Source organism: Azospirillum melinis (assembly GCF_013340935.1).
Classification (GTDB): domain Bacteria; phylum Pseudomonadota; class Alphaproteobacteria; order Azospirillales; family Azospirillaceae; genus Azospirillum; species Azospirillum melinis.
Map to the genome: position 1 here is coordinate 1 of NZ_WHOS01000003.1, position 12517 is coordinate 12517.

A 12517-nucleotide genomic window follows, 5' to 3' on the forward strand; every position below is an offset into this window, starting at 1 on the left:
GTCTGGCGGCGGCGGGGTCTCGCCGCGCGGCACGCCGCCGCCAGACGCCATCTCCGCCAGATCCTTGACCAGCTTCTGCACGCTGCGCACGCGGGCCTGCGGATCGGGCCATTCGCGGACATAGACCAGCTTGTGGTCGGGCCGCAGCTTCATCAGCGTCAGGTGCTGGGCGATGTAGGTCAGCAGCTTGGCCGGCTCGGCATAGAAATTGTCGTGGAAGGCCAGCACCAGCCCCTTCGGCCCGGCATCGACCCGGTCGATGTTGGCCTGTTTGCACCAGCGCTTGATGGTGACGACGTCGAGCAGGTTCTCCACCTCCTCCGGCAGCTTGCCGAAGCGGTCGATCAGCTCGGCGGCGAAGCCGTCCACCTCCGCCCGGTCGACCAGATCGGCGATGCGGCGGTAGAGCGACAGCCGCACCGTCAGGTCGGGGACGTAGCTTTCCGGGATCAGCACCGGCGTGCCCAGGTTGATCTGCGGCACCCACTCCTGCGCCGCGGCGGCGGCGACGGCCCCCTCCTGCATGGAGGCCCGCGCGTTGGCGACCGCCTCCTCCAGCATCTGCTGGTAAAGCTCGACGCCGACCTCGCGCACCTGCCCCGACTGTTCCTCGCCCAGCAGGTTGCCGGCGCCGCGGATGTCCATGTCGTGGCTGGCGAGCTGGAAGCCGGCACCCAGGCTGTCCAGCGTCTCGATGACGTGCAGGCGCTGCTGGGCGGTGGCGTTCAGCGGCTTATTCGGCGCATAGGTCAGATAGGCGTAGCCGCGCTTCTTCGACCGGCCGACGCGCCCGCGGATCTGGTAGAGCTGGGCCAGCCCGAACAGGTCGGCGCGATGGACGATCAGCGTGTTGGCGTTGGGAATGTCCAGCCCGCTTTCGATGATGTTGGTGGCGAGCAGCACCTCGAACTTGCCCTCGTCGAAGGCGGTCATCACGTCTTCCAGCTCGCTGGCCGCCATCTGGCCATGGGCGGTGACGACCTTGACCTCCGGCACCAGTTCGCGCACCCGCTCGGCCACCTTCGCCAGATCCTCCACGCGCGGGCAGACATAGAAGCTCTGGCCGCCGCGGTAATGCTCACGCAGGATCGCCTCGCGGATCACCACCGGGTCGTAGGGCAGGACGAAGGTCCGCACCGCCAGACGGTCGACCGGCGGGGTGGCGATCAGCGACAGCTCGCGCACGCCGGACAGCGCCATCTGCAGCGTGCGCGGGATCGGCGTGGCGGTCAGCGTCAGCACATGGATGTCGGCGCGCAGCTCCTTCAGCCGCTCCTTCTGCTTCACGCCGAAATGCTGCTCCTCGTCGACGATGACCATGCCGAGCCGCTTGAAGTCGAGGCCCTTGGCGAGCAGGGCATGGGTGCCGACGACGATGTCGGCCGTGCCCTCCGCCAGCTCCTTCTTGACCAGCGTCTGCTCGCGGGCGGTGACCATGCGCGACAGCTGCACCACGCGCACCGGCAGCCCGTTAAAGCGGGTCGAGAAGGTCTTGAAATGCTGGCGGGCCAACAAGGTGGTGGGCACCACGACGGCGACCTGCTTGCCGCTCATCGCCACCATGAAGGCGGCGCGCAACGCCACCTCGGTCTTGCCGAAGCCGACGTCGCCGCAGACCAGCCGGTCCATCGGCCGGCCGCTGCCGAGGTCGGTGAAGATGTCCTCGATGGCCTTCAGCTGGTCGTCGGTCTCGGGGTAGGGGAAGCGGGCGGCGAACTCCTGATAGACGCCTTCCGGGGTCAGCACCGGATCGGCCTTCTTCAGCATGCGCTCCGCCGCGATCTTCAGCAGGGCTTCCGCCATGTCCTTCAGGCGCTTCTTGACCCGCGCCTTGCGGCCCTGCCAGCCGGCGCCGCCCAGCTTGTCGAGCTGGACATGCGCGTCCTCCGAGCCGTAGCGCGACAGCACCTCGATGTTCTCGACCGGGACATAGAGCTTGTCGCCGCCCTCATAGATCAGGCGCAGGCAGTCGTGCGGCGCGCCGGTGACATCCAGCGTCTCCAGCCCATCGTAGCGGCCGATGCCGTGGTCCATGTGGACGACGATGTCGCCCTCATGCAGGGCCGAATGCTCGGCGATGAAGTTGGCGGCCTTGCGCTTCTTCTTCTGCGGGCGGACCAGACGGTCGCCGAGGATGTCCTGCTCGGTGATGACGGCGAGGTCGGCGGAGGTGAAGCCATGCTCCATCCCCAGCACGATGGTGCCGATGATGCCGCGGTCGAAGCGGCGGACATCCTCCATGCTCTCCGCCGGCTCCAGGCCGGGGATGCCGTGGTCGGCCAGCACGTTGGACAGGCGGTCGCGCGACCCGGCGGAATAGCCGGCGATCAGGACGCGGCGCCCGTCGGCGCGCAGCGCCCGGATATGGTCCTTCACCGCGTCGAAGACATTCACGTCGGGACGGTTGCGCTCCTCGGCGAAGTCGTGGCCGCGCTTGCCGCCGGCGTCCACCGTGCCCTTGATGCCGGGGGGCGTCGAGAAGATCTGGAGCTGCGCCACCGCACGTTCGCTCAGCAGCGCGTCCCAGCCGGTGGTGTCGAGGAACATCGAGCCGACCGGCACCGGCTTGTAGACCGGCGAGCCCGCCCGCTTCTCGATGGTCATCATGCTTTCGCGCGAGGCGTGGAAATCCACCACCTGCGCGATGCGGGCGTCGCGCGCCTCGTTGGCCTGATGGTCCAGGCTGACGATGCCGCGCGGCAGATAGTCCAGCACCGTGTCCATGCTCTCGTGGAACAGCGGCAGCCAATGCTCCATCCCGCCATAGCTGCGCCCGGCGGAGATCGCCTCGTAGAGCGGGTCGTCGTCGGTCACCGCACCGAACAGCTCGCGGTAGCCGGAGCGGAAACGGGCGATCCCGGCTTCGTCGAGGAAGACCTCCGACATCGGCTTCAGTTCGACGCTATCCCGCTTGTCGGTGGTGCGCTGGGTCATCGGATCGAAGGCGCGCACGCCCTCCAGCTCGTCGCCGAACAGGTCGAGGCGCAGCGGCTCCTCGGTGCCGGGCGGGAACAGGTCGACAATGCCGCCGCGCACGGCGAATTCGCCGGGCTCCCGCACCGTCTGGGCGCGGGTGTAGCCGTTGCCGGCGAGATAGCGCTGCAGCTTTTCCAGGTCGATCCGGTCGCGCAGTTTGGCCGAGAACACCGCATTCTTGAAAGCGCTGCGCGGCGGCACCTTCTGCACCACGGCGTTGACCGTGGTCAGCACGATCAGCGGCGCCAGACCGTCGCGGTTCGCCGCCGCGTCGCGCCGGGCGATCAGCCGGGTCAGCGTGTCGATGCGCCGGGCGACGATGCCGCCGTTGGGCGACACCCGGTCATAGGGCAGGCAGTCCCAGGCCGGGAAGGTCAGCACCTCCAGCTTCGGCGCGAAGAAGGCCAGCGCCTCCGCCAGCAGAGCGCAGCGCGTGTCGTCCAGCGCCACATGCAGCAGGCCGTAGCCGCCGGCCTTCTGCGCAAGCTCGGCCAGGATGCGGGCGTCATGACCCTCGGGCGCGCCGCCGATCAGGAGACGGCCGGCGCGGCCGGGCTGGAGATCGTAACTGACCAAAGGAGGATGCCTCGGGAATACGGGGGACAGTCTGCGACAGTCGGAAACCTTGACCGGGCTCCGTCAGGAGCCTTGACGTGGTGTGTAACGGAACGCCGTCAACAGGCGCATCACATCGCTGTCATGCTCCGCCGGGACCGGCTCGCGGCCCGACATCCAGTCGTAGAGGTCGGGATCGCCAAGCTCCAGCAGCGCCTCGAAGCGGTCGAGCATGGCGTGGTCGAAATCGCCGACATGGGCGTCGGCAAAGCTTCCCATCAGCAGGTCCATCTCGCGCGTGCCGCGGTGCCAGGAGCGGAAGCGCAGCCGCTTGCGCCGGTTTTCAAGCGATTCGGCCTTTTCGGGAGCCGGTGCCTCGGAAGCCGTGTGGGGGCCGTTTTCGGTCATTGCTGTCCAACGTCGAAAGCCCCCAGCGCCACCAGCGGCGAAGGGGGAACCATTCAGGAACCCCATCCTGCACGGGCCGGCGTGGCGATGCAACATTCGCCACCCTCCCTGACCCGCGCGTCTTGACTGGGCGGGCGGGCTGTCCTATCTGCGGTCTGGCCCGCGGGGACGACCCCGCCGATTGCAGAGGCAAACCGGGTGGGGACGACCCCGCCATTCCAGGACGGAGGTACCGTCATGGCGTGGGTCACGCTGTTCTTCGCCGGTCTTTTCGAAATCGGTTGGGCCGTCGGCCTGAAATACACCGAAGGCTTCACCCGTCTGGTCCCCAGCGTGCTGACCGCTGCGGCCATGCTGGCAAGCATCCTGCTGCTGGGGGCGGCGCTGAAGACCCTGCCGCTCGGCACCGCCTATGCGGTGTGGACGGGAATCGGCACGGTCGGTACCGCGCTGCTCGGCATGATGCTGTTCGGCGAACCCGCCGGCGCGCTGCGTCTGCTGTGCATCGCGGCAATCGTCGGCGGGATCGTCGGGCTGAAAGTCCTGCATGGGTGAGGGGGCTTCCCCCTCACAGCGCCTCCGCCCGGCAGGTCAGCCCCAGCGTTTCCGCGGTGTTGGCCACCGCCGACAGGCAGACCTCCGCCCGCTCCGGCGGGATCGAAACCGAGAAGCGCAGGACATAGCGCTCGCCTGCGCGGTCTGGCAGCGTTTGTGCGTCCAGGCGCACGATGTTGGCGTCGAACTGGGTGAAGATCTCCGACAGGCGGGCGACGAGGCCGGGCTGGTCGCCGCCCGACACCTCGACGCGGTGGGTGACCATGGCCTGCGGTCCCGGCTGGGGATCGAAGGCGAAGGGGGTGACCTTCACCTCGGCGCCGGCCAGGACGGGCAGGGACGACAGGCTGGCCTGGACCTCAGCCACCGTCAGGCCGGCGGGCAGTTCACAGACGGCGGAGAACTCGGCCCCGCTGCCCAGCGAGGCGAAGGTGGCGTCGCGCAGGTTGATGCCCTGCTCGAACAGGTGGCTGGTGATGCCGGACACCAGTCCGACCCGGTCGGGGCAGAAGGTGGAAACCAGGGCCAGCCCAGCGGTCGATTCCGTCGCCATCGCACATCTCCCGTTTTGATCTTGTTCTCGAGGGGCACGGGTTCGGCCGTGCCGTCCGGAAGGGCGATCATCGAAGCGGGGTGCCGGGAACGCCAGCACAAAATGGCATTCAGAAGCCGAACAGGCGGCGGGCCGCGGCGCTGATGGCGTGAAGCTCCGCCGCCAGCGCCGGATCGGCATCGTCGACATAATGCGAGGCGAGCAGGCCGAAATTCAGCTCGTCGGCGCGGTCGAGCCGCTCGGCCCCATCCCGCGCTGCCGCGTCCACATAGTCGAGCTGGCGCTGGATGCTGCTCAGCCAGTTGCTGTCCGGTTCCCGCCGTGCCAGTGCCGCAACCCCGGCCTGGGCCTGGGCGATGCAGCGGCGCAGTTCATCGGTGGAAGCGATGTCGGACATGGCGGGACTCCGGTTTCGACAGGGGTGGCGGGTTACTGTACCGGACCGCCGCTGGTGACGCCGGCCTTCACGCTGTTCGGCACCACGACCTGGGCGCAGCCGCCCGCCGTCTGCACGCTGGTGCCGGGGGTGGTCCAGCTGTCGACGATGGGGGCGGCAACCGACTTCAGCCCCTGGCCGGCGGGCAGGACCGCCTTGTATTCGGCCCGGCCGGCGCCGGAGATGCCGAGGCAGTCGGGCGTCGCCGTCACCACGGGCGAGAAGAAGTTGCCGAAGCGGACGCTGTCATAGCCGCTGCGGACATACTGGTACCAGCCGGTGCCGGCGGCAACGTCGATCACCTCCAGCGGCTTGGAGAAATCGATTCCCTTGGAATCGTCGGCATAACGGGCGGAGGTGAGGTCGGTGGAGGCATAGAAATAGCTCGCCACCACGACGCGGGCGTTCAGCTGATCTGCGCTGGCTCCGGGAGCCTTGGCGGCGGTCACCTGTTCGACGCTCGGAGCGGTCTGGGCATGGCCCGGAAGGGCCGCGGTCAGCACCAGTCCGAAAGCGAGCGTCGCTGCTTTGAAAATGCGCGAAAACGAATGCATTTGTGATCGTCCGATCCGGAAAGTTGAAAAACTCCGGAATGACGATACCGATGCAATCGGCGGCTCCAAGCCCGAAATACGAGAAGGGCCGGACCGCCAAAGCGATCCGGCCCTTCATCGAGGCTCGGAAGATGTCAGAAGCCGCAGCGTCAGGCGGCGGTGCCGCCGACCGTCAGGCCTTCCAGCTTCAGCGTCGGCTGGCCGACGCCGACCGGCACACCCTGGCCGTCCTTGCCGCAGGTGCCGACGCCGGGGTCGAGGCGGCTGTCGTTGCCGATCATCGACACGCGGGTCAGGCTGTCCGGGCCGTTGCCGATCAGGGTGGCGCCCTTCACGGCCGGGCCCAGCTTGCCGTCCTCGATCAGGTAGGCCTCGCTGGCCGAGAAGACGAACTTGCCGTTGGTGATGTCCACCTGGCCGCCGCCGAAATTCTTGGCGTAGATGCCTTTCTTGACCGAGGCGATGATCTCGTCCGGGCTGTGGTTGCCGTTGCGCATCACCGTGTTGGTCATGCGCGGCATCGGGTTGTAGGCGAAGCTCTGGCGCCGGCCGTTGCCGGTCGGGCGCATGCCCATCAGGCGGGCGTTCATGCGGTCCTGCATGAAGCCGACCAGGATGCCGTCCTCGATCAGCGTGGTGCACTGGCCGGGCGTGCCCTCGTCATCGACGCTGATCGAGCCGCGCGAGTTCTCGATGGTGCCGTCATCGACGATGGTGACGCCGGGGGCGGCGATGCGCTGGCCCAGCAGGCCGGAGAAGGCGGAGGTCTTCTTGCGGTTGAAGTCGCCCTCCAGCCCGTGGCCGATGGCCTCGTGCAGCAGGATGCCGGGCCAGCCGCTGCCCAGCACCACCGTCATCTCGCCGGCCGGGGCGGGGACGGAGGACAGGTTGACCAGCGCCTGCCGCAGCGCCTCGTCGACGAAGCCGCGCCAGGTCTCCGGCTGGATGTAATGTTCGTAGGTGACGCGGCCGCCGCCGCCATAGCCGCCGGTCTCCATCCGGTCGCCCTCGGCCACCACGACGGAGACGTTCAGGCGCACCAGCGGGCGCAGGTCGGCGACGCGCACGCCGTCGGCGCGCATGATCTGCACCGCCTGCCATTCGCCGCTGATCGAGCAGCTGACCTGCCGCACCCGCTCGTCCTTGGCGCGGGCATAGGCGTCGATGTCGGCCAGCAGCTTCACCTTCTCTTCGAAGGGGACGAGATGCAGGGGGTTGTCGGGGATGTAGAGCGCGCGGTTGGTGCCGGCCGGCGGCTCGGCCAGCGTGCCGGTGTGGCCGGCCTGCACGGCGCGCACGGTGGCGGCTGCGCGGCGGATCGCCTCTTCCGACAGGTTGCTGGCATGGGCGTAGCCGGTCGCCTCGCCGGCGATGGCGCGCAGGCCGAAGCCCTGGGTGGTGTCGAAGCTGGCGGATTTCAGCTTCCCATCGTCCCAGCCCAGCGATTCGCTCTGGGCGTATTCGAGGTAGAGCTCCCCATCGTCGGCACTGTGCAGGGCGTCCTGCACGACGCCTTCCACGCGGGCGCGGTCCATGCCGGCGCGGTTGAAGAAGAGATCGTCGGTGACGGCAAGCGCGCTCATGAAAACTCCGAACCTGTGATGGGGCGGAACCCGGCCTGCCCGGCCCGAGGGGAGTAGCGGCCTTGTTCCATGGTAGGACACAGTGTCATAGCGGGCGATCTCGCGCCGCACCGTACGATGTGTTCTAACGGACAGACTATAGTGTGGCGACGCTGGCGCGATCCGGCAAGTTCGCCGATGCCCGATTGTGTAAGCTGACGGCGGGCGGGCACGGGACGGCCAGGGGACGGCCAAGCGGGGGCAGGATGGCGGAGGGGATCATGACCGACGGTGCGGCGCGGACGACAGCCGATACCCTGAACCGAGCCGGCCTGACCGGAGCCGGTGCCGGAGGCGGCTCCCCCATTGCCGGGCTGCGCCCGCTGCGCGACCATCCGCTGCGCCAGACGCTCACCAACGAGGTGCATGCCCGTCCGCCGGAGGCGCTGGCCGCACCGGTGCGCGCCACCATGCTGGCGATGCTGTCGGGCGAAGGGGCGGCGGAGGCCGACCGCCGGCATCTGGAGGCGCTGTGCGACTGGGCCGGCGTCGTCCGTCCGCCGCAGGGCGCCACCCACCACAGCGCCTCCTTCGGCAGCTTCCACCTGAAGTGGGAGCGGCACACCGAATTCTCGACCTGGACCGTCTTCCGCCCCAGCGCCATGCCGGCCGGCTCCGTCGTCGATCCCTTCGTGGATCCGGCGCTGCACGCCCTGCCGCGCGACTGGCTGGCCGGACTGCCGGGCGAACTGCTGGTCGGCATCCATGTCGCGGTGCTCGATCCCGACACGCCCGAACCCTCGGCCAACATGATGGCGGCAATGTTCGGCTCGGAAAGCTATGTCGGATCGCGAATCGCCGGGCGGTCGGCCACCGCCTGGACCGACTTCCGCATCCATGGCGACGGCTTCTCCCGCATGCTGGTCGCCGACCATTCGATGACGCCGCGCCAGACCGGCCGCGTCGTCCAGCGCCTGCTGGAAATCGAGACCTACCGGGTGCTGGCCCTGCTGGCCCTGCCGATGGCGCGCGGCGTGCTGCCGCGGATCGGCCCGATCGAGGCCGGGCTGGCCGAGGTCACCGCCCGCATCGCCAGCCTGCGCGGCCTGCAGGACGAGCGCGACCTGCTGGACCGTCTGACCCTGCTGGCGGCGCAGACCGAGCAGATCGCCGCCGAGACCGCCTACCGATTCGGCGCCGCCCGTGCCTATCACGAGCTGGTGGAGCGGCGAATCGAGGAACTGCGCGAGATCCGGATCGAAGGGTTGCAGACCGTCCAGGAGTTCATGGACCGCCGCCTGACCCCGGCGATCCGCACCTGCGAGGCGGTGGAGGAGCGGCTCGATTCGCTGTCGCAGCGCGTCGCGCGGGCCAGCACGCTGCTGCGCACCCGCGTGGAGATCGCGGTGGAGGGGCAGAATGCCGAGCTGCTCCAGTCGATGGACCGCCGCGCGCAGTTGCAGCTTCGCCTTCAGGAGACGGTCGAGGGGCTGTCGGTGGTGGCGATCAGCTATTACCTCGTCGGCATCGTCGGTTATGCGGCGAAGGGCTTGAAAGGCTTCGGCCTCAAGATCGACCCCGACATGCTGGTGGGGCTGATGATCCCCATCGTCATCGCCTTCGTCTGGTCGGGCGTGCGGCGGATTCGCAAGGTGCTGGTCGGCGGGCATTGACCGGCGCGGTTGCCGCCTGTCCGATCCGTTGACGGTGCCGCAGACCCTCTCTGGCCGGGCCGGGGAGGGGGCGTGGCGCCTATCACCTTCGCGCATCTGGCGGTACGCCCGGACCTCGCCCATCCTTCAGTCCTGAGTCGCGCTCCACCGCCGCAACAATCCTGCGCGCCGTGGCTTGAGCGCTGGCATTCGTTTCCCGAAGCCAATCCCGAGAAAATCAGCTGGTCCAACGGACTGCGGCGGAATGCCGCATGGCATGACCCCTGTTTCCGCTCAACCTTTGTTCCCACGGCTCATCTGAATGTGAGGAAAAGTCTATGCAATCGATGGGGCAATCGGTGGGAGAGAGGAAAGGCTTGTAACCCAGCGGGGCACGGGGATAAGCTCCGGCTGCGGGTATATGTCGCGCTAAGATGGCGTGATCCCTGCATAAACTGACGTTCGCTGATAAGCCCAACTATGGACCGCGCGAACTGAAACCGGTCCGGATCAACAGGGCGGAGGGAGCGTCGGCGGGAGAGACGACCGCGGGCCATGACGAGCGTCGCGGCTAAGAAGGGGTTGGGGATGAGAAGGCAAAGCCTGTACGCCGCCGGCCTGGCGGCGGTCCTGTCGATGGTGGGCGGCTGGAGCACGGCCGCCCTGGCGAACGAGCCGCGACCGTGGGAAATGGGCATGCAGCCCTCCGCCTCGCCGGTCAAACACCTGATGACCTCGTTCAACGACCTGCTGACCGTCGTCATCACGCTGATCGTGATTTTCGTCGCGGGGCTGATGGCCTATTGCGTCGTCCGGTTCAACGCGAAGAGGAACCCGGTCCCGTCCAGGACCTCGCACCACACGCTGCTCGAGGTCGCCTGGACCGTGGTTCCGGTCATCATCCTGATCGTGATCGCCGTTCCGTCCTTCAAGCTGCTCTACGCGGCGGAACGCATTCCGCAGGCCGACATGACTATCAAGGTCACCGGCCACCAGTGGTACTGGGATTACGAGTATCCCGACCACGGCAACATCACCTTCTCCAGCTACATGATCGCCGACGCCGACCTGAAGCCGGGCCAGAAGCGCCTGCTGGAGGTCGACAACCGCGTGGTCGTTCCGGTGAACACCACCATCCGCGTGCTGGTGACGGCCGGCGATGTGATCCATTCCTGGGCGGTGCCCGCCTTCGGCCTGAAGAAGGACGGCGTGCCCGGCCGCATCAACGAGACCTGGTTCAAGGCCGAGCGCGAAGGCGTCTATTACGGCCAGTGCTCCGAGATCTGCGGCACCAACCACGGCTTCATGCCGATCGCGGTTGAGGCCGTGTCGAAGGAGGCCTTCGACGCCTGGGTCGCCAAGGCCAAGACGGCCTACGCGCCTAAGGACGGTGACCGCGACGTGGCCCAGCGCCCGACCGGAACGCTGGTCGAATAAGCGGACTTCGCACAGCCCGCCACAGGGACGACGCGATAAGAAGAACCCAACCCAGCCGCCGGCGCTCCGCGACAGACCGGACCGGACGGCGGCCAGGGACAGCGACAAAGGGTAGAGACATGGCAAACGCCACACCGGGACATGGTGAGCATGTGGGTGACCATGGGCACGGGCATGACGATCATCACGTCCCCGGCTTCGTGCAGCGCTGGTTCTATTCGACCAACCACAAGGACATCGGCACGCTCTATCTGATCTTCTCGGTCATCGCCGGGCTGATCGGCGGCCTGTTCTCCGTCATCATGCGGGCGGAACTGCAATCGCCGGGGCTTCAGATCGTTTCCGACGGCCAGATGTGGAACGTGCTGATCACGGCGCACGGCCTGATCATGGTGTTCTTCGTGGTGATGCCGGCGCTGATCGGCGGCTTCGGCAACTGGTTCGTGCCGCTCATGATCGGCGCGCCCGACATGGCCTTCCCGCGCATGAACAACATCAGCTTCTGGCTGATCGTGCCGGCCTTCCTGCTGCTGCTGGGCTCCGCCTTCGTCGGCACCGGTGCCGGCACCGGCTGGACGATCTACCCGCCGCTGTCCTCGCCGCTGGGGCACAGCGGGCCGTCGGTCGACATGGCGATCTTCGCCCTGCATCTGGCCGGCGCCAGCTCGATCCTGGGTGCCGTGAACTTCATCACCACCATCTTCAACATGCGCGCGCCGGGCATGACGCTGCACAAGATGCCGCTGTTCGTCTGGGCGATGCTGGTGACGGCCTTCCTGCTGCTGCTGGCGGTCCCGGTTCTGGGCGGCGCCATCACCATGCTGCTGACCGACCGCAACTTCGGCACCACCTTCTTCAACCCCGAAGGCGGCGGCGACCCGATCCTGTTCCAGCATCTGTTCTGGTTCTTCGGCCACCCCGAAGTCTACATCATGATCCTGCCGGCCTTCGGCATCATCAGCCACATCGTGTCGACCTTCTCCAAGAAGCCGGTGTTCGGCTATCTCGGCATGGCCTACGCCATGGTCGCCATCGGCGTGGTCGGCTTCGTCGTGTGGGCGCACCACATGTACACGGTTGGCCTCGACGTCAACACCAAGGCCTACTTCACCGCCGCCACCATGATCATCGCGGTGCCGACCGGCGTGAAGATCTTCTCCTGGATCGCCACCATGTGGGGCGGCTCGATCGAATTCCGGGTGCCGATGCTGTGGGCGCTGGGCTTCATCTTCCTGTTCACGGTCGGCGGCGTCACCGGCGTGGTGCTGGCGAACGGCGGTCTCGACAACTATATGCACGACACCTACTACGTCGTGGCGCACTTCCACTATGTGCTGTCGCTGGGTGCGGTGTTCTCGATCTTCGCCGGCTGGTACTACTGGATCGGCAAGATGTCGGGGCGCCAGTATCCGGAGTTCTGGGGCAAGGTCCATTTCTACACCACCTTCGTCGGCGTCAACCTGGTGTTCTTCCCGCAGCACTTCCTCGGCCTGTCGGGCATGCCCCGCCGCATTCCGGACTATCCGGATGCCTTCTGGGGCTGGAACATGATCTCGTCGCTGGGCGCCTACCTCTCCTTCGCCTCCACGCTGCTGTTCGTGTGGATCGCCTGGAAGACTCTGCGCAGCGGCGAACGGGTGCCGGGCGCCTATTGGGGCCCGCAGGCCGGCACGCTGGAATGGACGGTCAGCTCGCCGCCCCCGTTCCACGCATTCGAGACGTTGCCGCAGGTGAAGTAAGCGTGCTAACGGGCGGGCGTCGCCGTGAAGGAGGCGCCCGTCCGAGACAGAGGACCAGGCCGAGCAGCCCGAAAATGGGCGCCGGTGTGG

The 12517-nt window shown here is 67.6% G+C and carries 10 protein-coding genes; 4 read left to right on the top strand and 6 right to left on the bottom strand.

Annotation, left to right across the window (positions count from 1 at the left end; genetic code table 11):
- Together mfd and GBZ48_RS03240 are read right to left on the bottom strand one after the other, a co-directional pair.
- Positions 1–3552, bottom strand: a 3552-nt coding sequence (gene mfd / locus GBZ48_RS03235; protein WP_174469710.1) for a transcription-repair coupling factor, incomplete at its 3' end; no start/stop codon positions are given.
- A gap of 63 nt (positions 3553–3615) precedes the next feature.
- Positions 3616–3939 carry an FAD assembly factor SdhE gene (locus tag GBZ48_RS03240; RefSeq protein WP_109051095.1) on the bottom strand — a complete coding sequence of 108 codons (324 nt, stop codon included), beginning with the start codon at positions 3937–3939 and terminating at the stop codon, positions 3616–3618.
- A gap of 237 nt (positions 3940–4176) precedes the next feature.
- On the opposite strand from GBZ48_RS03240, the gene sugE reads away from it, so the two are divergent.
- Positions 4177–4494, top strand: coding sequence for a quaternary ammonium compound efflux SMR transporter SugE (gene sugE, locus GBZ48_RS03245; RefSeq protein ID WP_098740076.1), 318 nt, complete (start codon positions 4177–4179; stop codon positions 4492–4494).
- A 13-nt stretch (positions 4495–4507) separates the two neighbouring features.
- Here the strand turns inward: sugE and GBZ48_RS03250 are convergent, their stop codons facing one another.
- From GBZ48_RS03250 to tldD, 4 genes are all read right to left on the bottom strand, one after another.
- Positions 4508–5047, bottom strand: a complete 540-nt coding sequence (locus GBZ48_RS03250) for a glycine cleavage system transcriptional repressor (protein ID WP_174469711.1) — start codon at positions 5045–5047, stop codon at positions 4508–4510.
- 109 nt (positions 5048–5156) lie between these two features.
- Complete coding sequence (locus GBZ48_RS03255; protein ID WP_174469712.1) at positions 5157–5444, bottom strand: immunity protein Tsi6 family protein; 288 nt, start codon at positions 5442–5444, stop codon at positions 5157–5159.
- Between the two features lie 32 nt (positions 5445–5476).
- Positions 5477–6037: a polymorphic toxin type 46 domain-containing protein gene (locus tag GBZ48_RS03260; protein WP_174469713.1), complete on the bottom strand. Its 561-nt coding sequence runs from the start codon at positions 6035–6037 to the stop codon at positions 5477–5479.
- A gap of 149 nt (positions 6038–6186) precedes the next feature.
- Positions 6187–7620 (bottom strand): metalloprotease TldD, encoded by a 1434-nt coding sequence (gene tldD / locus GBZ48_RS03265; RefSeq protein WP_174469714.1) that lies wholly within the window; start codon positions 7618–7620, stop codon positions 6187–6189.
- A 260-nt stretch (positions 7621–7880) separates the two neighbouring features.
- Here tldD and GBZ48_RS03270 point away from each other — a divergent pair, with 260 nt between their 5' ends.
- From GBZ48_RS03270 to ctaD, 3 genes are all read left to right on the top strand, one after another.
- Positions 7881–9272 carry a DUF3422 family protein gene (locus GBZ48_RS03270; RefSeq protein ID WP_211105613.1) on the top strand — a complete coding sequence of 464 codons (1392 nt, stop codon included), beginning with the start codon at positions 7881–7883 and terminating at the stop codon, positions 9270–9272.
- Between the two features lie 567 nt (positions 9273–9839).
- Positions 9840–10688 (top strand): cytochrome c oxidase subunit II, encoded by an 849-nt coding sequence (gene coxB, locus GBZ48_RS03275; protein WP_174469715.1) that lies wholly within the window; start codon positions 9840–9842, stop codon positions 10686–10688.
- 119 nt (positions 10689–10807) lie between these two features.
- Positions 10808–12427 carry a cytochrome c oxidase subunit I gene (gene ctaD / locus GBZ48_RS03280; protein WP_174469716.1) on the top strand — a complete coding sequence of 540 codons (1620 nt, stop codon included), beginning with the start codon at positions 10808–10810 and terminating at the stop codon, positions 12425–12427.
- The last annotated feature ends 90 nt before the right edge of the window (positions 12428–12517 follow it).